Source organism: Klebsiella sp. D5A (assembly GCF_001620885.1).
GTDB lineage: Bacteria > Pseudomonadota > Gammaproteobacteria > Enterobacterales > Enterobacteriaceae > Klebsiella > Klebsiella variicola.
In genome coordinates, this window is record NZ_LOAR01000006.1 from 306,911 (window position 1) to 327,938 (window position 21,028).

Sequence of the window (21,028 nt, forward strand, 5' to 3'; positions counted from 1 at the left end):
TCAGAGGTCGACATCCGGCAGCGTCGGACGAGTGGCCAGCGCCTGTTCAACGATCGCCACCACCTGCTGGCGCGTTTCGCCTTCCAGCGCCAGACGCGGCGGACGGGTAATGGCGCTGCCGCGGCCCAGCAACTCTTCACACAGCTTGATGCACTGCACCAGATCCGGACGCGCATCGAGATGCAGCAGCGGCATGAACCAGCGGTACAGCGCCATCGCCTCTTCGTAACGCTGCTGGCGGGCGAGACGGAATAACGTTTCCCCTTCGCGCGGGAAGGCGTTGGACATTCCGGAGATCCAGCCTTCCGCGCCGACGGCGATGCTTTCCACCACCACGTCATCCAGCCCGGCAAACAGCACGAAGCGGTCGCCAACGGTGTTACGCAGGTCGATAAAGCGGCGGGTATCGCCGGAGGAGTCTTTAAAGCAGACGATGTTGTCGCAGTCAGTCAGGGTGGCGAGAATGTCCGGCGTCACGTCGTTTTTGTAAATCGGCGGGTTGTTGTAGACCATAATCGGCAGGTCGGTAGCGCTCGCCACGCTGCGGAAGTGGGCCGCGGTTTCATGCGGTTTTGAGGAGTAGACCAGCGCCGGCATCACCATGATCCCGTCGACGCCGACGCGCTCCGCCTCTTTCGCCATTTTCTGGGCGAAGGCGGTGGTGAACTCGGCCACCCCGGCGATGACCGGAATTTTGCCGCCGGCGGCATCCTTCGCCACCTCGATAATCTGTAGTTTTTCATCGGTGCTCAGCGAGGTGTTTTCACCCACGCTGCCGCATACCACCAGCCCGGAAACGCCATCTTTCACCAGGTTTTTCATCACCGCGTGAGTGGCGTCTAAATCGAGGGAGTAATCGCTACGAAACTGCGTGCTGACCGCCGGGAATACGCCGCTCCAGTGAATCGCTTTTTTGCTCATGCTCGGTTCCTTGTCGTCATTTTGTTAAGTCGAAGTGAATGAATGGTGAATATTCACTGACAGATTGACGTGTCGCGGAACCGGCGGCTTGTCGGTTTTCCCTCAATACAATGACGAAATTAGCACAGTCGGCAAAAGTGTGAGCCAGCGTTTATCCGAGCAGCGTGAGGCGAAAATCGCGCGGCGTCGAGCCGGTCATCGCCTTGAACTGGCGGCTAAAGGCGCTGTGATCGGTATACCCGCACTGCAGGGCGATATCGGTAATCGGCGTATCGCCAGCCAGCAGTTCGGTCGCTTTTTCCAGCCGCACTTTGTGGATCATCTGCCGCGGAGTGAGATGAAAGATCCGTTTGCAGTAGCGTTCGATCTGCGCAATCGACATCCCACTTAAGGCGGTTAATTCTTCCATGGCGATCGGCCGGTGATAATGGCGGCGGATATGATCGTCGACGATCGCCAGCCGCTGCCACGCCGGATGGCGGGCATGAGCCTCCTGCAGATCGTGCGAGATCCCGGCCATGCCGATCACCTGCCCGCGGACATCGCGCAGCGCCAGTTTCTGCGTCAGGCACCAGCCGCGCTCGCGGCCATTGTAGAGATGCATTTCCAGCTGATCGCGCAGGGTCACACCTTCGCGCAACACCCGCAGATCCTGTTCGGTATAACCCTGACCCAGCGCGGAAGGAAAGACATCGGCGGAGGTTTTGCCCAGCAGCGAGGAGACGCTTTTGAAACCACAGCGGCGGGCCAGCGTCAGGTTCGCCAGCAGATAGCGCGCCTGACGATCTTTGATAAAAAAGACCACATTAGGAATGGCATTGAGCAGGGGCGCAATCAGCGCCAGCGCATTCAGCAGCGCTTGCATATTTTCCGGCCGCTGGCGCGCCAGCCCTTCGCAGATCTGGCTCAGTTCATCGACGGCCAGCTCAGGTTGGTTAACCGCGCGCGGCGGCGCCGCATCAGAAACACCGATCATAAGGCCTCCTCATGGTAAGTGACCGAAGGATATTTATTCACTTTCCGTTAACACCTCAAGCAGCATCCCTCGGTTTTGCGATCCTGGATCCGCTTTACGCCTTCCCCTGATTTAGCCACTGGCGCAATGGTCACTTTCGGTTTACCACAGCATTAAGCAAATGATTAATAAGAAATAACTATGTGAAATAGAAATATACCGCGCTCATGACTGTGCAGATTTCGTCATTTTCTCTGACGAAAGCGCTCAAGCAGGTCGGGAAAGGTTGCGCCAGCATGATGAAACATGTTGTTAACTTCCGGAGAGCCTGATGACCGCGCCACGCCCCCCTGTTACGTTGAGAGCTATTGATTCACACACCGGCGGCGAACCGACCCGCCTGATCGTTGACGGATTCCCCGACCTCGGCGATGGCAGCATGGCGGAGCGCCGCGACCGCTTCGCCCGCGACTTTGACCATTGGCGTCAGGCGGCCATTCTCGAACCGCGCGGTAATGACGTACTGGTCGGCGCGCTGCTGTGCAAACCGGTCTCGGCGGCGGCTACCGCTGGCGTGATTTTCTTCAACAATGCCGGTTTTCTGAATATGTGCGGCCACGGCACAATCGGGCTTATCGCCTCGCTGGCCTGGCTTGGGCGTATCCAGCCCGGCGTACATCTGATTGAAACACCGGTCGGCGACGTAAGCGCTACGTTGCACGACGATGGCAGCGTATCGGTGCAAAACGTCCCGGCCCGCCGCTGGAAAAAACAGATCCGCGTTGAGACCGCGCATGGTCCCGTCATCGGCGATATTGCCTGGGGCGGCAACTGGTTTTTCCTGATTAACGACCACCCGTTCGCCATTACCCCCGAACATATTCCACAGCTCACCGCCTACGCCTGGGCAGTGCGCGAGGGGCTGGAAGCCGCGGGGATCCGCGGCGACGACGGCGGCGTTATCGACCATATCGAACTCTTCGCCGATGACGATACCGCCGACAGCCGCAACTTCGTACTCTGTCCGGGAAAGGCCTGGGATCGCTCGCCGTGCGGTACCGGCACCAGCGCCAAGCTGGCCTGCCTGGCGCAGGATGGCAAGCTGCAGCCGGGGGAAATCTGGCGTCAGGCCAGCATCATCGGCAGCCAGTTTACCGCCAGCTACCAGCGCACCGCGGAAGGCATCATCCCAACGATCCGCGGCGAAGCCTGGGTGTGTGGAGACAACCAGTTGATCCTCAACCCTGACGATCCCTTCTGCTGGGGGATCGCGCCGTGAAGCAGTGCGACGTCATCGTGATCGGCGCCGGGATCATCGGCGCCGCCTGCGCGTGGCAGCTGGCGAAGCGGGGGCAGAGCGTGACGCTTATCGATGACGGTCAGCCCGGCGCGACGGCGGCCGGTATGGGCCATCTGGTGTGCATGGATGACGACCCCGCCGAGCTTGCCTTGTCGGCATGGTCGCTGGAACGCTGGCGCGCTATCACGCCACGGATGCCCGACCATTGCGCCTGGCGCGGCTGCGGCACGCTGTGGCTGGCGGAAAGCGAAGAAGAGATGGCCGTGGCTGGCGACAAACAGCGGCGGCTGGCCAGCTATCAGGTGCCCAGCGAACGCCAGACCCCGCAGCAGATCGCCGGGCGCGAGCCGCTGCTGCGCGGCGGGCTGGCGGGCGGCCTGTGGGTGCCAGGCGATGGTATCGTCTACGCGCCAAACGTCGCCCGCTGGCTGATGGCCGATGCCGGAGACCATCTCACCTGCCTGCACGACAGCGCGCAGGCGATTACCGAACCGCAGGTGCTGCTCGCCAGCGGCAAACGGCTACAGGCGCGGGCCATCGTGGTGGCCTGCGGACTTGAAGCCAACGCGCTGTTAGCGGAAAACTGGCTGCGACCGAAAAAAGGCCAACTGGCGATTACCGATCGCTACCGGACGCGGGTGCATCACCAGCTGGTTGAGCTGGGTTACGGCGCCAGCGCCCATGGCGGCGGCACCTCGGTGGCGTTTAACCTTCAGCCGCGGCCAACCGGCCAGCTGCTGATTGGCTCTTCGCGTCAGTTTGATAACCGTGAGCGCGAGTTGGATCTGCCCTTGCTGGCGCAGATGCTCGATCGCGCCCGCCATTTCGTTCCGGCGCTGGCGACGTTGAATATCATCCGCTGTTGGAGCGGCCTGCGCGCCGCCTCGCAGGATGGCAACCCGCTGATCGGCCCGCACCCCACCCGCCGTGGTTTATGGCTGGCGCTGGGCCATGAAGGGCTGGGCGTCACCACCGCTCCGGCCACAGCTGAACTGCTGGCGGCGCAGATCCTCGATGAACGCTGCCCAGTGGCGTCCGACGCCTGGCTCCCGGCCCGTTTGTGTCAACAGGAGGCGATTGCATGAAGGCCACGCTCACTATCACCATTGATGGCGAAGCGCTGACGGTGCCGGAAGGCATTAGCGTGGCGGCGGCGCTGGCGTTGACCGGCGACCCCACCACCCGCCAGGCGGTTAACGGCGATCTCCGCGCGCCGTTTTGCGGCATGGGCGTCTGCCAGGAGTGCCGGGTCACCGTCGATGGCCTACGGGTGCTGGCCTGCCAGACCCTGTGCCGGGCCGGTATGCAAATAGAAAGGAGCCACGATGAACACGCTGCGCTGTGACATTTTAATCCTCGGCGCCGGCCCCGCCGGCATGGCGGCCGCGCTCTCCGCCGCCGCCTGCGATAAACAGGTGATTATTCTCGACGATAATCCCGCCCCTGGCGGGCAAATCTGGCGGGCCGGTCCGCAGGCGACGCAGCCCGCCCTGGCCCGGCGCTACCGCGACGCCATCGCCGCATCTGCCGCCATCCGGGTAGTGAACGGCGCGCGGCTGATTGCCCGCCCCTCCGCGCACAGCGTGCTGTTTGAAACCGCCGACGGCGGCGGCGTGGTTTGCTGGCAGAAACTGATCCTCTGCTGCGGCGCGCGCGAGCTGTCGCTGCCCTTTCCCGGCTGGACCTTACCCGGCGTGACCGGCGCGGGCGGCCTGCAGGCGCAAATCAAACAGGGCCTGTCGCTGAAAGGAGAAAAGGTGGTGATTGCCGGCAGCGGTCCGCTACTGCTGGCGGTGGCGGATACGGTGAACAAGGCCGGAGGCGACGTGACGAATATCATTGAGCAAGCGCCGCTCCCGGCGCTACTGCGCTTCGCCAGCGGGCTGTGGCGCTGGCCGCAGAAGCTGCGCCAGTTAGCGACGCTGGCCCCGAAAGGCTATCTGAGCGGCGCGCAGGCGATCCGCGCTCACGGCGCAACGCGGCTGGAAGCCGTTACGCTTCGCCAGCGCGGCGTCGAGCGAACTATCGCCTGCGATCGGCTGGCTATCGGCTACGGGCTGATACCCAATATCGAGACGGGGCTGCTGTTTGGCTGCGCCACGGCACAGGAGGCGATCCAGGTTAACCGCTGGCAGCAGACCAGCGTCACGGATATCTATGCCGCCGGCGAGTGCACCGGTTTCGGCGGTAGCGAGCTGGCGCTGGCGGAGGGCGAAATCGCCGGGTATGCCGCCGCCGGGGCCAGCCAGCAAGCGCAGGCGTTATTTACCCGCCGCGCCCGCTGGCAGCGTTTCGCCGAAGCAATCAACCGTACCTTCCGGCTGACGGAATCCTTGAAAGACGCCGCAACGCCGGAGAGCCTGCTGTGCCGCTGCGAGGATGTACGCTGCGGCGATGTGGCGGCCGCCGGAGGCTGGCCGCAGGCCAAACTGACCCAGCGCTGCGGAATGGGCGCCTGTCAGGGGCGCACCTGCGCCGCCAGCGCCCGCTGGTTGTACGGCTGGCCGCTGCCGCAGCCAAGAGAACCGCTGGCCCCCGCCCGCGCGGAAACGCTTATTGCCCTCGCCCGGCCGAGCGCCGAGCCGTAACCGCTACTCTTCTTCATCACCGCGCCCGGCAGGGACGCCAAGCGCAATAAACTCCTCCAGCAGCGAGGTCAGTTGCTGCAGCTTTTCCGTGGTAAACTGGGCCTCCAGCAGACGATAGGTTTCTTCCACCTCGGCCTGAGCGCTTTCATACAGCGCGGTTCCGGCAGGCGTCAGCGAGACGTACAGCTTGCGCTGATCGTTAACCGGCTTTAAGCGCAGCACCAGCCCATCCCGCTCCATGCGCGTCAAAATCCCGGTCAGGCTGGGGCGCAGGATGCAGGCGCGAAAGGCCAGATCGTGAAAATCCATCGACGGACGTTCGGCGAGAATTCGCACGATCCGCCACTGCTGTTCGGTGAGATTGTGCCGTTTGACGATCGGCCGAAAGTAGGCCATCGCCGCCTCACGCGCCTGCAACAAGGCAATGGTTAATGAATCATGCATAGTATCCCCTCTACAGCCTCATCCAAAACTTATTAACAACTTAATAATTAGCTTTAATCCTGCCATGTACAACCGGTTTCTGCACCTGAAAAGTACCAGCCTCTTCCTGAAAAACAGTCAACTCATTGATTAAAAACCAATAAGTTATTGATGTGTAAATATTGTGTTAATCCGATCACAAAACATTCACTTCCAGTTGCTAAACCTGGCCGCAAAGCATAAAAGATGATCATTAACATATTAATGAAATGCATTTAAATCCGAAATCAGTACCAGAGGAGTGGTGAATGAAAGGTACCATCTTCGCCGTTGCGCTCAATCATCGCAGCCAGCTCGACGCCTGGCGCGAAGCGTTTCAACAGGCCCCCTACAAGACGCCGCCGAAAACCGCGGTCTGGTTTATCAAGCCGCGCAATACCGTGATTGGCGACGGCGAGGCGATCCCCTATCCGCAGGGCGAGACCGTACAAAGCGGCGCGACGGTGGCGCTGATTGTCGGCAAAACCGCGCGTAAAGTGGCGGCGGCAGAGGCAGCGAACTATATCGCCGGCTACGCGCTGGCTAACGATGTGAGTCTGCCGGAAGAGAGTTTTTATCGCCCGGCGATCAAGGCGAAATGCCGCGATGGCTTCTGCCCCGTCGGCGCGCTGTCGGCGGTGCGTAACGTCGATAACCTGACCATCATCACCGAAATCAACGGCCGCGAGGCGGATAGCTGGCATACCGGCGAGCTGCAGCGTAACGCCGCGCAGCTGCTGAGCGCCTTAAGCGAGTTCGCCACCCTCAATCCCGGCGACGCGATCCTTATCGGCACGCCCCACTCTCGCGTCACGCTGCGCCCCGGCGACCGCGTACGTATTCTCGCCGACGGATTCCCGGCGCTGGAAAACCCGGTTGTCGCAGAAGGAGAGCTGGCATGAAACAGGCACGCATTGAATGGCAGGGACAGGTACGCGACGTGCTGGTCGATGAACGCGACCAGGTGCGCCTGAACGATGGCACGGTATTGAAAGAAGGCGAATTCCGCTGGTTGCCGCCCGCCGACGGCACGCTGTTCGCGCTGGGGCTGAACTACGCCGACCACGCCAGCGAGCTGGAATTTAAGCCGCCAACCGAGCCTTTGGTGTTCATCAAAGCGCCGAACACCTTTATTGGCCACCAGCAGCAGTCGGTACGCCCGGATAACGTCGAATACATGCACTACGAAGCCGAACTGGTGGTGGTGATCGGGAAAACCGCGCGCCGCGTCAGCGAAGCCGAGGCCATGGACTATGTCGCTGGCTATACCGTGTGCAACGACTACGCGATCCGCGACTACCTGGAAAACTACTACCGCCCGAACCTGCGGGTCAAAAGCCGCGATACCCTGACGCCGATTGGCCCGTGGATCGTCGCCAAAGAGGCGATCCCGGATCCGCATAATCTGGCCCTGCGCACCTGGGTCAACGGCGAACTGCGCCAGCAGGGCACCACCGCCGATCTGATCTTCAGCATCCCGTTCCTCATCGCTTATTTAAGCGAATTTATGACCCTGCAACCGGGCGACATGATCGCCACCGGCACGCCGAAAGGGCTATCCGATGTGGTGCCGGGCGACGAGGTGATCGTTGAAGTCGAGGGCGTGGGCCGCCTGGTCAACCATATCATCAGCCAGCAAGCGTATGAGGAGACACTGTCATGAAAAAGATTAACCATTGGATCAACGGTAAAAACGTTGCCGGCGCAGACTATTTTCATACCACCAACCCGGCCACCGGCGAGGTACTGGCTGAAGTCGCCTCCGGCGGCGAAGCCGAAATCAACCAGGCGGTAGCGGCGGCGAAAGAGGCCTTCCCGAAGTGGGCTAACCTGCCGATGAAAGAGCGCGCGCGCCTGATGCGCCGCCTCGGGGATCTGATCGATCAGAACGTCCCGGAGATCGCGGCGATGGAAACCGCCGATACCGGCCTGCCTATCCACCAGACCAAAAACGTGCTGATCCCGCGGGCGTCGCATAACTTCGAATTTTTCGCCGAAGTATGCCAGCAGATGAACGGCAAGACCTATCCGGTCGATGACAAGATGCTTAACTATACCCTCGTGCAGCCGGTTGGCGTGTGCGCGCTGGTGTCGCCGTGGAACGTGCCGTTCATGACCGCCACCTGGAAGGTCGCGCCGTGTCTCGCACTGGGGAATACCGCGGTGCTGAAAATGTCCGAGCTGTCGCCGCTGACCGCCGATCGTCTGGGCGAGCTGGCGCTGGAAGCCGGGATCCCGGCTGGCGTGCTCAACGTGGTGCAGGGCTATGGCGCCACCGCCGGCGACGCGCTGGTGCGCCATCATGATGTGCGCGCCGTCTCCTTCACCGGCGGCACCGCCACCGGCCGCAACATCATGAAGAACGCCGGTCTGAAAAAGTACTCTATGGAGCTCGGCGGAAAATCGCCGGTGCTGATTTTTGAAGACGCCGATATTGAGCGCGCACTCGACGCCGCGCTGTTCACCATTTTCTCGATCAACGGCGAACGCTGCACCGCCGGTTCGCGCATTTTCATTCAGCAGAGTATTTATCCGGAGTTCGTCAAGCGCTTCGCCGAGCGCGCCAACCGCCTGCGCGTGGGCGATCCGACCGATCCGAATACCCAGGTCGGCGCGCTGATTAGCAAGCAGCACTGGGAGAAAGTGTCCGGCTACATTCGCCTCGGCATCGAAGAGGGCGCCACCCTGCTGGCCGGCGGCGCGGATAAACCGTCCGACCTGCCGGCGCATCTGAAAGCCGGCAACTTCCTGCGCCCGACGGTACTGGCGGATGTCGACAACCGCATGCGCGTCGCCCAGGAAGAGATTTTTGGCCCGGTCGCCTGCCTGCTGCCGTTCAAAGACGAAGCGGAAGGGCTGCGCCTGGCGAACGATGTGGAATACGGCCTGGCGTCGTATATCTGGACCCAGGACGTCAGCAAAGTGTTGCGCCTGGCGCGCGGTATTGAAGCCGGGATGGTGTTCGTCAACACCCAGAACGTGCGCGACCTGCGCCAGCCGTTCGGCGGCGTGAAGGCCTCCGGCACCGGCCGCGAAGGCGGCGAATACAGCTTTGAAGTATTCGCCGAAATGAAAAACGTCTGCATCTCGATGGGCGACCATCCGATCCCGAAATGGGGAGTCTGATATGGGTAAGTTAGCGTTAGCAGCAAAAATCACTCACGTGCCGTCGATGTATCTGTCTGAGCTGCCGGGGAAAAACCACGGCTGCCGTCAGGGAGCTATCGACGGACATAAAGAAATTGGCAAGCGCTGCCGTGAAATGGGCGTCGATACCATTATCGTGTTCGACACCCACTGGCTGGTCAACAGCGCCTACCACATCAACTGTGCCGACCATTTCCAGGGCGTCTACACCAGTAACGAACTGCCGCATTTTATTCGCGACATGACCTACGACTACGACGGCAACCCGGAACTGGGTCACCTGATTGCCGACGAGGCCGTCAAGCTTGGCGTACGCGCCAAAGCGCACAATATTCCGAGCCTGAAGCTGGAATACGGCACCCTGGTGCCGATGCGCTACATGAATAGCGATAAGCATTTCAAAGTGGTGTCCATTTCCGCCTTCTGTACCGTTCACGATTTTGCCGACAGCCGCAAGCTGGGCGAGGCCATCCTCAAGGCCATCGACAAATATGACGGCACCGTGGCGGTGCTGGCCAGCGGTTCGCTGTCGCATCGCTTTATCGACGACCAGCGCGCCGAAGAGGGCATGAACAGCTATACCCGCGAGTTTGACCATCAAATGGATGAGCGGGTGGTGAAGCTGTGGCGGGAGGGCAAATTCAAAGAGTTCTGCACCATGCTGCCGGAGTACGCCGACTACTGCTACGGCGAAGGCAACATGCACGACACGGTGATGCTGCTCGGTCTGCTGGGTTGGGATAAATACGACGGCAAGGTGGAGTTTATCACCGAGCTATTCGCCAGCTCCGGCACCGGCCAGGTCAACGCCGTGTTCCCACTGCCGGCGCAGGCGTAAGGAGGCCCCATGCCGCATTTTATCGCCGAATGTACCGACAATATCCGTGAACAGGCCGATTTACCGGGCCTGTTCGCCAAAGTCAACGAGGCGCTGGCCGCCACCGGCATCTTTCCGATCGGCGGGATCCGCAGCCGCGCCCACTGGCTCGATACCTGGCAGATGGCCGACGGCAAGCAGGATTACGCCTTCGTGCATATGACCCTGAAGATCGGCGCCGGGCGCAGTCTGGAGAGCCGTCAGGACGTGGGAGATATGCTGTTCGCACTGATCAAAGCCCATTTTGCCGCGCTAATGGAGAGCCGCTATCTGGCGCTGTCGTTCGCCATGGAAGAACTCGACCCGACGCTGAACTACAAACAGAACAACGTGCACGCGTTATTTAAATAACGTGCAAATTGCCCGGTGGCGCTGCGCTTACCGGGCCTACAAGGGCCATGAATTTGTAGGCCGGATAATCAAAGCGCCATCCGGCAATGCAATGCCACAGGAATCACTATGCTCGATAAACAAACCCGTACCCTGATTGCCCAGCGGCTGAACCAGGCCGAAAAACAGCGTGAACAGATCCGCGCGATCTCGCTGGATTATCCGTCGATCACCATTGAGGACGCCTACGCCGTCCAGCGCGAGTGGGTCGAGATGAAGATCGCCGAAGGCCGCGTGCTCAAAGGCCACAAGATCGGCCTGACCTCTAAAGCGATGCAGGCCAGCTCGCAGATCAGCGAGCCGGACTACGGCGCGCTGCTCGACGATATGTTCTTCCACGACGGCAGCGATATTCCCACCGACCGCTTTATCGTTCCGCGTATTGAAGTCGAGCTGGCCTTCGTGCTGGCCAAACCGCTGCGCGGCCCGAACTGTACGCTGTTTGATGTCTACAACGCCACCGACTACGTTATCCCGGCGCTGGAGCTTATCGACGCGCGCTGCCACAACATCGACCCGGAAACCCAGCGTCCGCGCAAAGTGTTCGACACTATCTCCGACAACGCCGCCAACGCCGGGGTGATCCTCGGCGGCCGGCCGATTAAACCGGACGAGCTGGATCTGCGCTGGATCTCCGCCCTGCTGTATCGCAACGGCGTGATTGAGGAGACCGGCGTCGCCGCGGGCGTGCTCAATCATCCGGCCAACGGCGTGGCCTGGCTGGCCAACAAACTGGCGCCATACGATGTCCAGCTCGAAGCCGGGCAAATTATCCTCGGCGGCTCCTTCACCCGCCCGGTCCCGGCGCGCAAGGGCGATACCTTCCACGTCGACTACGGCAACATGGGCGCCATCAGCTGCCGCTTTGTTTGAGGAGAGCAACATGAACAACGCATTTAAAGAGGCGCTCAAGGCCGGCCGTCCGCAAATCGGCCTGTGGCTTGGGCTGTGCAGCAGCTACAGCGCCGAACTGCTGGCCGGCGCGGGCTTCGACTGGCTGCTGATCGACGGCGAACACGCGCCCAACAACGTACAAACGGTGCTGACCCAGTTGCAGGCCATTGCGCCCTACCCCAGCCAGCCGGTAGTGCGTCCGTCGTGGAACGATCCGGTACAAATTAAACAACTGCTGGATGTCGGCGCGCAAACTCTGCTGGTGCCGATGGTGCAGAATGCCGAAGAAGCGCGGCTGGCGGTAAGCGCCACCCGCTACCCGCCTGCCGGCATCCGCGGAGTCGGCAGCGCGCTGGCCCGCGCCTCACGCTGGAATCGTGTCCCGGATTATATCCACCAGGCCAATGACGCCATGTGCGTGCTGGTACAGATTGAGACTCGCGAAGCGCTGAAAAATCTGCCGCAGATCCTCAATGTCGACGGGGTAGATGGCGTGTTTATCGGCCCGGCGGATCTCAGCGCTGATATGGGCCACGGCGGCAATCCACAGCACCCGGAAGTGCAGGCCGCCATTGAAGATGCCATCCAGCAAATCCGTCAGGCCGGCAAGGCGCCGGGGATCCTGATGGCCAATGAACAGCTGGCGAAACGCTATCTCGAACTGGGCGCGCTGTTCGTCGCCGTCGGCGTCGATACCACCCTGCTGGCCCGCGGCGCAGAAGCGCTGGCGGCCCGTTTTACCCACACCGCAACCACCACAACCGATAACAATAAATCCGTCTATTGAACGGATAATGTGGAGCGCAACATGACTACCTCTACCCTGCAACACAATGATAATAAAGCCGTTGAAGTAGAAAACCGGGTGATCAAAAAGCTGTTCCGCCGCCTGATTACCTTCCTGTTTGTTCTCTTTGTTTTCTCATTTTTGGATCGAATTAATATCGGCTTCGCCGGTCTGACGATGGGTAAAGATCTCGGCCTGACCTCCACCATGTTCGGCCTGGCGGCGACGCTGTTCTACGTCACCTACGTGCTGTGCGGGATCCCCAGCAATATCATGCTGGCGAAAGTTGGCGCGCGCCGCTGGATCGCCGGGATCATGGTGGTCTGGGGGATCGCCTCGACCTGCACCATGTTCGCCACCAACCCGCATACGCTGTACATCCTGCGCATGCTGGTCGGCATCGCCGAGGCCGGTTTTCTACCGGGGATCCTCGTCTATCTGACCTGGTGGTTCCCGGCCTACCATCGCGCCCGCGCCAACGCCCTGTTTATGATCGCCATGCCGGTGACCATGATGCTCGGCTCGATACTTTCCGGCTATATCCTGGCGCTCGACGGCCTGTGGAACCTGAAAGGCTGGCAGTGGCTGTTTCTGCTGGAAGGCCTGCCGTCGGTGGTGCTCGGCGTCGTCACCTGGTTCTTCCTCAACGACACGCCGGATAAAGCCAACTGGCTGGATAACGAAGAGAAACAGGCGCTGAAGGCGATGATCGATCGCGAACGGGAACATGCGGCGATCGTCCCGGCTTCGCCGCGCTCCACGCTGCGCGAAGTACTGACGCCAGCGGTGCTGATGTATACCCTCGCCTACTTCTGCCTGACCAATACCCTCAGCGCCATTAATATCTGGACGCCGCAGATCCTGCAGAGCTTTAACACCGGCAGCAGCAATATCATGATTGGCCTGCTGGCGGCGATCCCGCAGTTCTGCACCATTTTCGGTATGATCTGGTGGAGCCGCCGCTCCGACCGGCGCAAAGAGCGCAAGATGCATACCATCCTGCCCTACCTGTTCGCCGCGGCGGGTTGGCTGCTGGCTTCGGCAACGCACCACAGCCTGATCCAACTGATCGGCATTATTATGGCTTCGGTGGGATCCTTTACCGCGATGGCCATTTTCTGGACCACCCCGGATCGGGTGATCAGCCTGCAATCGCGTGCGGTAGCGCTGGCGGTGATCAATGCCATCGGCAACGTCGGCTCTGCCGTCAGCCCGCTGTTGATCGGCATATTACGCGATACCACCGGCAGCTTTAGCTCCGGGCTGTGGTTTGTCGCCGGGCTGCTGATCGTCGGCGCGCTGGTGCTCACCCGCATTCCGATGAGCCAGCGCGAGGACGCCGCCGCCGCACCGGGCTTAGCGGCGCAAAAAGGCCACTAAGGAGCGGGTATGTGCCAGCATCCAATCGCCAACATCGACATCAATAAAGATTACGACGAGAGTCTGGGCACCGAAGAGGTGCACTACCAGTCGTTTTCCCGCATGGCGGCCTTTTTTGGCCGCGACATGCAGGCGCATCGTCACGACCGTTATTTCCAGATGCACTACCTTGATACCGGGCAGATTGAGCTGCAGCTTGATGACCATCGCTATTCGGTGCAGGCGCCGCTGTTTGTGTTAACGCCGCCCTCGGTGCCGCACGCCTTTATTACCGAGTCCGATAGCGATGGTCACGTGTTGACGGTGCACGAAGAACTCATCTGGCCGCTGCTGGAGGTGCTTTATCCCGGCACGCGGGAGACCTTCGGCCTGCCGGGGATCTGTCTGTCGCTGGCGGATAAACCCGACGAGCTGGCGGCGCTGGCCCACTACTGGCAACTGATTCGTCGGGAATCTACCGCCCAGTTGCCCGGGCGGGAACACACCCTGGCGCTGCTGGCGCAGGCGGTATTTACCCTGCTGCTGCGCAACGCCAGGCTCGACGATCATGCCGCCAGCGGGATGCGCGGCGAGCTGAAGCTATTCCAGCGCTTTAACCAGATGATCGACAGCCACTACCATCAGCACTGGACGGTACCGGATTACGCCAGGGAGCTGCATCTGACCGAATCGCGGCTGACCGATATCTGCCGCCGCTTCGCCAACCGCCCGCCGAAGCGATTGATATTCGACCGCCAGCTACGCGAGGCGAAGCGGCTGCTGCTGTTTTCCGATAGCGCGGTCAATGAGATAGCCTGGCAACTGGGGTTTAAAGATCCCGCTTATTTTGCGCGCTTTTTTAGCCGCCAGGTCGGCTGCTCGCCAAGCAGTTACCGGGCGCAAAAAGTACCTGTGTCGTAATACCCCGGCGGCGCCGCGCTTGCCGGGGCTACGGTCCATAGGGCCTGTCAGCGCCGCGCCGCCCGCCAAAAGCTGCAGAGATCACAAAATTCGCTCCCGCCTGAAAAGTACCCGCCGTTGTCGCAAACGTCCCTTCACGACAAGCGCAATAACCGCTTCAATTAAACAACAAAAACAAAACATATATTTAACATCATTATTCCGATAAATACTGAAGAGGCCCCTATGAAACCTGAAGATTTCCGCGCCGACGCGAAACGCCCGTTAACTGGCGAAGAGTATTTAAAAAGCCTGCAGGATGGCCGCGAAATTTATATCTACGGCGAGCGCGTGAAGGATGTCACCACGCATCCGGCCTTCCGTAATGCCGCGGCTTCTGTCGCTCAGCTGTACGATGCGCTGCACAAACCGGAGATGCAGGATTCCTTGTGCTGGGGCACCGATACCGGCAGCGGCGGCTACACCCACAAATTCTTCCGCGTGGCGAAAAGCGCCGACGATCTGCGCCAGCAGCGCGACGCCATCGCCGAATGGTCGCGCTTAAGCTACGGCTGGATGGGCCGCACCCCGGACTACAAAGCCGCTTTCGGCTGCGCGCTGGGCGCCAACCCGGCGTTTTACGGCCAGTTCGAGCAGAACGCCCGCAACTGGTACACCCGCATTCAGGAAACCGGCCTGTACTTTAACCACGCTATCGTCAACCCGCCGATCGACCGCCACAAGCCGGCTGATGAAGTGAAGGATGTCTACATCAAGCTGGAAAAAGAGACCGATGCCGGGATCATCGTCAGCGGCGCGAAAGTGGTCGCCACCAACTCGGCGCTGACCCACTACAACATGATCGGCTTCGGCTCCGCACAGGTGATGGGCGAGAACCCGGACTTCGCGCTGATGTTCGTCGCGCCGATGGATGCCGAAGGCGTCAAGCTTATCTCCCGCGCCTCCTATGAGATGGTCGCCGGCGCGACCGGATCGCCGTACGACTATCCGCTTTCCAGCCGTTTCGACGAGAACGACGCGATTCTGGTAATGGATAAGGTGCTGATCCCCTGGGAGAACGTACTGATTTATCGCGACTTTGACCGCTGCCGCCGCTGGACCATGGAAGGTGGTTTCGCCCGCATGTACCCGCTGCAGGCCTGCGTACGCCTGGCGGTAAAACTGGACTTTATCACCGCCCTGCTGAAACGTTCTCTGGAATGTACCGGCACCCTCGAATTCCGCGGCGTACAGGCCGACCTTGGCGAAGTGGTGGCGTGGCGCAACATGTTCTGGGCGTTAAGCGATTCCATGTGCTCGGAAGCGACGCCGTGGGTCAACGGCGCATGGCTGCCGGATCACGCCGCGCTGCAGACCTATCGCGTGATGGCGCCGATGGCCTACGCCAAGATCAAGAACATCATCGAGCGTAACGTCACCAGCGGCCTGATTTATCTGCCGTCCAGCGCCCGCGATCTGAACAACCCGCAGATCGATCAGTATCTGGCGAAGTACGTGCGCGGCTCCAACGGTATGGATCACGTTGAACGTATCAAGATCCTCAAACTGATGTGGGACGCCATCGGCAGCGAATTCGGCGGCCGCCATGAACTGTATGAGATCAACTACTCCGGTAGCCAGGATGAAATTCGCCTGCAGTGTCTGCGCCAGGCGCAGAGCTCCGGCAATATGGACAAAATGATGGCGATGGTCGACCGCTGCCTGTCCGAGTACGACCAGAACGGCTGGACGGTGCCGCATCTGCACAATAACGCTGATATCAACATGTTGGATAAGCTGCTGAAGTAATTCACAGCGGGAGGTCATAATGCAATTAGATGAACAACGCCTGCGTTTTCGCGATGCCATGGCCAGCCTGTCGGCTGCGGTTAACGTTGTCACCACCGCAGGTGAAGCCGGCCGCTGCGGCATTACCGCCACGGCGGTTTGCTCGGTGACGGATACGCCGCCATCGGTGATGGTTTGTATCAACGCCAACAGCGCGATGAACCCTGTATTTCAGGGCAACGGCAAGTTGTGCATCAACGTGCTGAACCACGAGCAGGAAATCATGGCCCGCCACTTCGCCGGGATGACTGGGGTGACGATGGAAGAACGGTTTGCCCTCAGCGGCTGGCAGCAGGGCGCGCTCGGACAGCCGGTACTGAAGGGTTCGCTGGCCAGTCTCGAAGGCGAGATTAGCCAGGTGCAAACCATTGGTACCCACCTGGTGTATCTGGTGGAGATCCGCAATATTACCCTGAGCCCGCAAGGGCACGGCCTGATTTACTTTAAACGCCGTTTCCACCCGGTGATGATGGAAATGGAAGTGGCAGTCTAAAATCCGCGCCCAGGTTTACTTATCGCCCGATGCGTAAACCTGGCGCTTAATATGCGTCATCTCACCCGCCAGCCTTATTCAACAGCGCGACATGAAGCCCAATCAAAACGTCCACCGCCGCGGAAATTTTGTTCCCGGTAGTCAGCAGGTAATGTTAAGTGCCAGCCTTTTCGCCTGGCGGTACAGGCAATAACCGGAAATTGAGAATAATCTATAGCGTCATGAATAAATTGTTGTTTACCTATATTTGTTAAAAAGGCATCTCCCCGATTCCAGATAGCTTTTTTTAACTTGATATTCCAGGTCTGATAGCTTTCGCCAGCAATTGTATAACCTTCACCTTCAGGCGCTTTTTTGGTCCAGTCAATCTCGCCGCCATCGTATAAATATTGCCATACAGCATAGCGCTCAAGGGTAAACTGGCTGGGTAAAGTACTGACATTTTTAGAATCGATTTTATCGAGTAATTGCGAATTCGCTAACAGTAGCGCCATGGCTTTATGCATGTAACCCAACATAATATCGGGACGTTCGGGCACTCCCTCTTCTGCTTCAAACAAAGAGATATAAGCGAGATAGAGCGCATCATCACGCACTTTTTGACCGTTCGCCGCGGCGTTGGCGACGATTTTCGCCGCCCGATATTGTAAACTTCCCCAGGATTCCTCACCGCTAACAGGCCTGTAGCGATTATTGTATTTTTCTCCCGTCAGGTAGCCCTGAGCTGCGTTTAAATCGTTAGCGTTTAACGCCGATTTAGCGCGCTGATGGTCGGATAAGGTCATTATATTGCGCCCCGTATTTCTGGCAATATAATACGACTGACGACAATCAGAAAGGAGCATAACCATAATGACCATGGCAATAATTCTAAAAAAAATCTTATATATTCTCACCGTGAAGTCCTTTAATTTATTTATAAATATAATGTTTGGAAACTTGTCTCGGTTCGATGTATAGCAAAACGGTTACCCGACCTTTTTTATAAGTACGTTGCCAGGTAGAACAATTTGTTATTTTATTCAGATCTAATCTTTTACTATACCACTCCTGCTGTTTTGCAATGCAGGCGGAAAGACTTTGATAGAATTTCCCTTTGTCTGCAATGAACTCTTCTTTGATTGTCGCTGGCCCATATTCTCGATCAAGGACCTTAACTTCCTCATTATATAAGGCGAGTGCTTCCCGGCCATCATCAACTTTATAGGCCTGCTGACTGGAATCAACATCAGCGCTAACAAAAACACTTTTCATCCCTTTATTCTTATCGAAATAAAGCTTCATCTCCTGATATTTCAATGCCCCCACTTCCTGGGGAGTCAGCGTTGAGATAATCAGATCCGGGTCTTTTCCGGCATAATTGATATCTGATACCTCAAGAGAATATAAAGGCGTGTTTCTGGCTTCATCGTAACTCATCCCCCAGCGCAAATTATAAGGGGCTGCCGGCTCATCAACAGCCTGATGTATCTCTCTTGCATGAGCAAATGTTAAATAAAAAGCACTGGCGACGATCATTATCTTTACAAATTTCATAACACGAATTCCCTTTGCTAAACGCTATCCATACGACATGACAAAGCCAGCATAATATCAAAATACCTCTATTTGAAATAAAGATAGTAATCTGCGGGTGATAAAAACCGTTATCCTCAGTTTGAAAGCATATCTTTGAGATGCGCAGAATAATATTGTGAACTTAATCACACATTTACGCGCTCTCGTACTCATATCTAACCGCTTACCCCTTCCAGTAACCGCTTAACCCCCTATACAACCACTCACCCATTTACCCAACTTTACGCGCGCGCTGTTCTGGCAAGATCGAAGGCAGCCTAGCTAATCAATACCTCCATCAACCCTTACTTAAAACCAGACGGCTTCGGCCAATTATTCATCTAATTAACGCCAGGTTTTACTATGGATACCAAAAAACTATTCAAGCACATACCCTGGGTGATTCTCGGAATCATCGGGGCATTTTGCCTCTCAGTCGTCGCGTTGCGCCGCGGTGAGCACGTCAGTGCCCTGTGGATCGTCGTCGCCTCGGTTTCTGTGTACCTCGTCGCCTACCGTTATTACAGCCTGTACATCGCGCAGAAGGTGATGAAGCTTGACCCAACGCGCTCGACGCCGGCGGTTATTAATAACGATGGCCTGAACTACGTGCCAACCAACCGCTACGTGCTGTTTGGCCACCACTTTGCCGCCATTGCCGGCGCCGGCCCGCTGGTTGGCCCGGTGCTGGCCGCGCAGATGGGCTATCTGCCGGGCACCCTGTGGCTGCTGGCCGGCGTGGTGCTGGCGGGCGCGGTACAGGACTTCATGGTGCTGTTTATCTCCTCACGGCGTAACGGCGCCTCGCTGGGCGAGATGATCAAGCAGGAAATGGGGCCGGTTCCGGGCTCTATCGCGCTGTTCGGCTGCTTCCTGATTATGATCATCATCCTCGCGGTGCTGGCGCTCATCGTGGTGAAAGCGCTGGCGGAAAGCCCGTGGGGCGTCTTTACCGTCTGCTCGACGGTACCTATTGCCCTGTTTATGGGGATCTACATGCGCTTCCTGCGCCCTGGCCGCGTGGGTGAAGTCTCGGTTATCGGTATCGTGCTGCTGGTGGCGTCCATCTGGTTTGGCGGCATCATTGCCCACGACCCATACTGGGGCCCGGCGCTGACCTTTAAAGACACCACCATCACCTTTACCCTGATTGGCTACGCGTTTATTTCCGCCCTGCTGCCGGTATGGCTGATTCTGGCGCCGCGTGACTATCTGGCCACCTTCCTGAAAATCGGCGTGATCGTCGGCCTGGCGCTGGGGATCGTTATCCTCAACCCGGACCTGAAAATGCCGGCGGTGACCCAGTACATTGATGGTACCGGCCCGCTGTGGAAAGGCGCGCTGTTCCCGTTCCTGTTTATCACCATCGCCTGCGGCGCGGTCTCCGGCTTCCACGCGCTGATCGCCTCCGGCACCACGCCGAAGCTGCTGGCCAACGAAACCGATGCCCGCTTTATCGGCTACGGTGCGATGCTGATGGAGTCGTTCGTGGCCATCATGGCGCTGGTCGCCGCCTCGATTATCGAACCGGGTCTCTACTTCGCGATGAACACCCCGCCAGCGGGCCTTGGCATCGTCATGCCGAACCTGCATGAAATGGGCGGTGAAAACGCGGCGATGATCGCCGCTCAGCTGAAAGAAGTGACCGTCCATGCGGCGGCGACCGTCAGCTCCTGGGGCTTCGTGATCTCCCCTGAGCAGATCCTGCAGACGGCGAAAGATATCGGCGAACCTTCGGTACTGAACCGCGCCGGCGGCGCGCCGACGCTGGCCGTTGGTATCGCCCATGTGTTCCATAAAATCATCCCGATGGCGGATATGGGCTTCTGGTACCACTTTGGTATCCTGTTTGAAGCGCTGTTTATCCTCACCGCGCTGGATGCCGGTACCCGCGCAGGCCGCTTTATGCTGCAGGATCTGCTGGGTAACTTCGTGCCGTTCCTGAAAAAAACCGACTCGCTGGTCGCCGGGATTATCGGTACCGCGGGCTGCGTCGGCCTGTGGGGCTACCTGCTGTATCAGGGCGTGGTCGACCCGCTGGGCGGTGTGAAGAGCCTGTGGCCGCTGTTCGGTATCTCTAACCAGATGCTGGCCGCCGTGGCGCTGGTGCTTGGCACCGTGGTGCTGGTCAAGATGCAGCGCACCAAATATATCTGGGTCACCGTTATCCCGGCAGCGTGGCTGCTGCTGTGCACCACCTGGGCGCTGGGTCTGAAGCTGTTCAGCAGCAATCCGCAGATGGAAGGCTTCTTCTTTATGGCTCAGCAGTATAAAGAGAAGATTGCCGCCGGCGGCGAGCTGACCGCGCAGCAGATTGCCAACATGAATCATATCGTGGTCAACAACTACACCAACGCCGGGCTGAGTATCCTGTTCCTGGTGGTGGTGTACAGCATCATCTTCTACGGCATCAAAACCTGGCTCAACGTGCGCAACAATAAGGTGCGTACCGACAAAGAGACCCCGTACGTGCCGGTACCGGAAGGCGGCGTGAAGACCTCGTCACATCATTAACCCTGATGCCGGATAGTGCTACGCGTATCCGGCCTA

Annotated in this window: 21 protein-coding genes and 1 pseudogene; 17 read left to right on the forward strand and 5 right to left on the reverse strand. The window is 59.0% G+C overall.

Annotation, left to right across the window (positions count from 1 at the left end):
* Positions 1–921 carry a dihydrodipicolinate synthase family protein gene (locus AS136_RS11035; RefSeq protein ID WP_063266770.1) on the reverse strand — a complete coding sequence of 307 codons (921 nt, stop codon included), beginning with the start codon at positions 919–921 and terminating at the stop codon, positions 1–3.
* A gap of 151 nt (positions 922–1,072) precedes the next feature.
* Positions 1,073–1,897: an AraC family transcriptional regulator gene (locus AS136_RS11040; protein ID WP_063266771.1), complete on the reverse strand. Its 825-nt coding sequence runs from the start codon at positions 1,895–1,897 to the stop codon at positions 1,073–1,075.
* Positions 1,898–2,207: 310 nt separating this feature from the next.
* On the opposite strand from AS136_RS11040, the gene AS136_RS11045 reads away from it, so the two are divergent.
* The 4 genes from AS136_RS11045 to AS136_RS11060 are packed head-to-tail and all read left to right on the forward strand — an operon-like array spanning position 2,208 to position 5,764.
* Positions 2,208–3,155, forward strand: coding sequence for a 4-hydroxyproline epimerase (locus tag AS136_RS11045; protein ID WP_048267419.1), 948 nt, complete (start codon positions 2,208–2,210; stop codon positions 3,153–3,155).
* Complete coding sequence (locus tag AS136_RS11050; RefSeq protein ID WP_063266772.1) at positions 3,152–4,261, forward strand: NAD(P)/FAD-dependent oxidoreductase; 1,110 nt, start codon at positions 3,152–3,154, stop codon at positions 4,259–4,261. Before AS136_RS11045 ends, AS136_RS11050 begins: the two co-directional genes overlap by 4 nt.
* Entirely contained in the window at positions 4,258–4,521 is a 264-nt protein-coding gene (locus AS136_RS11055) for a (2Fe-2S)-binding protein (protein ID WP_039102812.1), read from the forward strand. Before AS136_RS11050 ends, AS136_RS11055 begins: the two co-directional genes overlap by 4 nt.
* Positions 4,502–5,764: an NAD(P)/FAD-dependent oxidoreductase gene (locus tag AS136_RS11060; protein ID WP_044649693.1), complete on the forward strand. Its 1,263-nt coding sequence runs from the start codon at positions 4,502–4,504 to the stop codon at positions 5,762–5,764. The genes AS136_RS11055 and AS136_RS11060 overlap by 20 nt, the downstream gene beginning before the upstream one ends.
* A gap of 3 nt (positions 5,765–5,767) precedes the next feature.
* Here AS136_RS11060 and hpaR read toward each other — a convergent pair whose 3' ends face one another.
* The gene (gene hpaR, locus AS136_RS11065; RefSeq protein ID WP_002887503.1) at positions 5,768–6,208 is read right to left on the reverse strand and encodes a homoprotocatechuate degradation operon regulator HpaR; all 441 of its coding nucleotides are present in this window, start codon (positions 6,206–6,208) and stop codon (positions 5,768–5,770) included.
* 64 nt (positions 6,209–6,272) lie between these two features.
* Between hpaR and AS136_RS28630 the strand changes: the two are divergent.
* The 12 genes and pseudogenes from AS136_RS28630 (at position 6,273) to AS136_RS11120 (ending at position 16,921) form a co-directional block, all read left to right on the forward strand.
* Positions 6,273–6,437, forward strand: a pseudogene (locus tag AS136_RS28630) (hypothetical protein).
* Positions 6,438–6,495: 58 nt separating this feature from the next.
* Positions 6,496–7,128 (forward strand): fumarylacetoacetate hydrolase family protein, encoded by a 633-nt coding sequence (locus tag AS136_RS11070; protein WP_044649694.1) that lies wholly within the window; start codon positions 6,496–6,498, stop codon positions 7,126–7,128.
* On the forward strand, positions 7,125–7,889 hold the full coding sequence (locus tag AS136_RS11075) for a fumarylacetoacetate hydrolase family protein (protein ID WP_008807571.1): 765 nt from the start codon (positions 7,125–7,127) through the stop codon (positions 7,887–7,889). The genes AS136_RS11070 and AS136_RS11075 overlap by 4 nt, the downstream gene beginning before the upstream one ends.
* Complete coding sequence (hpaE, locus tag AS136_RS11080) at positions 7,886–9,352, forward strand: 5-carboxymethyl-2-hydroxymuconate semialdehyde dehydrogenase (protein WP_008807572.1); 1,467 nt, start codon at positions 7,886–7,888, stop codon at positions 9,350–9,352. Before AS136_RS11075 ends, hpaE begins: the two co-directional genes overlap by 4 nt.
* Before the next feature lies 1 nt (position 9,353).
* Complete coding sequence (gene hpaD / locus AS136_RS11085; protein ID WP_009485358.1) at positions 9,354–10,211, forward strand: 3,4-dihydroxyphenylacetate 2,3-dioxygenase; 858 nt, start codon at positions 9,354–9,356, stop codon at positions 10,209–10,211.
* A gap of 9 nt (positions 10,212–10,220) precedes the next feature.
* Complete coding sequence (locus tag AS136_RS11090) at positions 10,221–10,601, forward strand: 5-carboxymethyl-2-hydroxymuconate Delta-isomerase (protein ID WP_008807573.1); 381 nt, start codon at positions 10,221–10,223, stop codon at positions 10,599–10,601.
* A 108-nt stretch (positions 10,602–10,709) separates the two neighbouring features.
* On the forward strand, positions 10,710–11,513 hold the full coding sequence (gene hpaH / locus AS136_RS11095) for a 2-oxo-hept-4-ene-1,7-dioate hydratase (RefSeq protein WP_002887487.1): 804 nt from the start codon (positions 10,710–10,712) through the stop codon (positions 11,511–11,513).
* Between the two features lie 10 nt (positions 11,514–11,523).
* A complete protein-coding gene (gene hpaI / locus AS136_RS11100) occupies positions 11,524–12,321 on the forward strand; it encodes a 4-hydroxy-2-oxoheptanedioate aldolase (RefSeq protein WP_008807575.1) in 798 nt (265 codons plus the stop codon).
* Positions 12,322–12,342: 21 nt separating this feature from the next.
* Positions 12,343–13,701, forward strand: a complete 1,359-nt coding sequence (gene hpaX / locus AS136_RS11105; protein WP_004222447.1) for a 4-hydroxyphenylacetate permease — start codon at positions 12,343–12,345, stop codon at positions 13,699–13,701.
* Positions 13,702–13,710: 9 nt separating this feature from the next.
* Complete coding sequence (hpaA, locus tag AS136_RS11110; RefSeq protein WP_063266773.1) at positions 13,711–14,601, forward strand: 4-hydroxyphenylacetate catabolism regulatory protein HpaA; 891 nt, start codon at positions 13,711–13,713, stop codon at positions 14,599–14,601.
* A gap of 225 nt (positions 14,602–14,826) precedes the next feature.
* A complete protein-coding gene (gene hpaB, locus AS136_RS11115) occupies positions 14,827–16,389 on the forward strand; it encodes a 4-hydroxyphenylacetate 3-monooxygenase, oxygenase component (protein WP_002887473.1) in 1,563 nt (520 codons plus the stop codon).
* Positions 16,390–16,408: 19 nt separating this feature from the next.
* Positions 16,409–16,921 carry a 4-hydroxyphenylacetate 3-monooxygenase reductase subunit gene (locus AS136_RS11120; protein ID WP_002887467.1) on the forward strand — a complete coding sequence of 171 codons (513 nt, stop codon included), beginning with the start codon at positions 16,409–16,411 and terminating at the stop codon, positions 16,919–16,921.
* A gap of 74 nt (positions 16,922–16,995) precedes the next feature.
* On the opposite strand, the gene AS136_RS11125 is transcribed toward AS136_RS11120, so the two are convergent.
* Both AS136_RS11125 and AS136_RS11130 read right to left on the reverse strand, forming a co-directional pair.
* A complete protein-coding gene (locus tag AS136_RS11125; protein ID WP_074183194.1) occupies positions 16,996–17,706 on the reverse strand; it encodes a transcriptional regulator in 711 nt (236 codons plus the stop codon).
* Positions 17,707–17,833: 127 nt separating this feature from the next.
* Positions 17,834–18,457 carry a hypothetical protein gene (locus AS136_RS11130; RefSeq protein WP_063266774.1) on the reverse strand — a complete coding sequence of 208 codons (624 nt, stop codon included), beginning with the start codon at positions 18,455–18,457 and terminating at the stop codon, positions 17,834–17,836.
* Between the two features lie 384 nt (positions 18,458–18,841).
* Here AS136_RS11130 and AS136_RS11135 point away from each other — a divergent pair, with 384 nt between their 5' ends.
* Positions 18,842–20,992, forward strand: a complete 2,151-nt coding sequence (locus AS136_RS11135; RefSeq protein ID WP_008807580.1) for a carbon starvation CstA family protein — start codon at positions 18,842–18,844, stop codon at positions 20,990–20,992.
* Positions 20,993–21,028 lie beyond the last annotated feature (36 nt).

What these genes read in the sequence shown, in the direction of transcription:
- AS136_RS11125 (WP_074183194.1), bottom strand. Translation starts at nt 17,706, where the DNA reads ATGACCTTATCCGACCATCAGCGCGCTAAATCGGCGTTAAACGCTAAC.
- AS136_RS11090 (WP_008807573.1), top strand. Translation starts at nt 10,221, where the DNA reads ATGCCGCATTTTATCGCCGAATGTACCGACAATATCCGTGAACAGGCC.
- AS136_RS11120 (WP_002887467.1), top strand. Translation starts at nt 16,409, where the DNA reads ATGCAATTAGATGAACAACGCCTGCGTTTTCGCGATGCCATGGCCAGC.
- hpaH (WP_002887487.1), top strand. Translation starts at nt 10,710, where the DNA reads ATGCTCGATAAACAAACCCGTACCCTGATTGCCCAGCGGCTGAACCAG.
- hpaE (WP_008807572.1), top strand. Translation starts at nt 7,886, where the DNA reads ATGAAAAAGATTAACCATTGGATCAACGGTAAAAACGTTGCCGGCGCA.
- AS136_RS11075 (WP_008807571.1), top strand. Translation starts at nt 7,125, where the DNA reads ATGAAACAGGCACGCATTGAATGGCAGGGACAGGTACGCGACGTGCTG.
- AS136_RS11130 (WP_063266774.1), bottom strand. Translation starts at nt 18,457, where the DNA reads ATGAAATTTGTAAAGATAATGATCGTCGCCAGTGCTTTTTATTTAACA.
- AS136_RS11045 (WP_048267419.1), top strand. Translation starts at nt 2,208, where the DNA reads ATGACCGCGCCACGCCCCCCTGTTACGTTGAGAGCTATTGATTCACAC.
- hpaI (WP_008807575.1), top strand. Translation starts at nt 11,524, where the DNA reads ATGAACAACGCATTTAAAGAGGCGCTCAAGGCCGGCCGTCCGCAAATC.
- hpaD (WP_009485358.1), top strand. Translation starts at nt 9,354, where the DNA reads ATGGGTAAGTTAGCGTTAGCAGCAAAAATCACTCACGTGCCGTCGATG.
- AS136_RS11070 (WP_044649694.1), top strand. Translation starts at nt 6,496, where the DNA reads ATGAAAGGTACCATCTTCGCCGTTGCGCTCAATCATCGCAGCCAGCTC.
- hpaX (WP_004222447.1), top strand. Translation starts at nt 12,343, where the DNA reads ATGACTACCTCTACCCTGCAACACAATGATAATAAAGCCGTTGAAGTA.
- AS136_RS11035 (WP_063266770.1), bottom strand. Translation starts at nt 921, where the DNA reads ATGAGCAAAAAAGCGATTCACTGGAGCGGCGTATTCCCGGCGGTCAGC.
- AS136_RS11060 (WP_044649693.1), top strand. Translation starts at nt 4,502, where the DNA reads ATGAACACGCTGCGCTGTGACATTTTAATCCTCGGCGCCGGCCCCGCC.
- hpaR (WP_002887503.1), bottom strand. Translation starts at nt 6,208, where the DNA reads ATGCATGATTCATTAACCATTGCCTTGTTGCAGGCGCGTGAGGCGGCG.
- hpaA (WP_063266773.1), top strand. Translation starts at nt 13,711, where the DNA reads ATGTGCCAGCATCCAATCGCCAACATCGACATCAATAAAGATTACGAC.
- AS136_RS11040 (WP_063266771.1), bottom strand. Translation starts at nt 1,897, where the DNA reads ATGATCGGTGTTTCTGATGCGGCGCCGCCGCGCGCGGTTAACCAACCT.
- AS136_RS11135 (WP_008807580.1), top strand. Translation starts at nt 18,842, where the DNA reads ATGGATACCAAAAAACTATTCAAGCACATACCCTGGGTGATTCTCGGA.
- hpaB (WP_002887473.1), top strand. Translation starts at nt 14,827, where the DNA reads ATGAAACCTGAAGATTTCCGCGCCGACGCGAAACGCCCGTTAACTGGC.
- AS136_RS11055 (WP_039102812.1), top strand. Translation starts at nt 4,258, where the DNA reads ATGAAGGCCACGCTCACTATCACCATTGATGGCGAAGCGCTGACGGTG.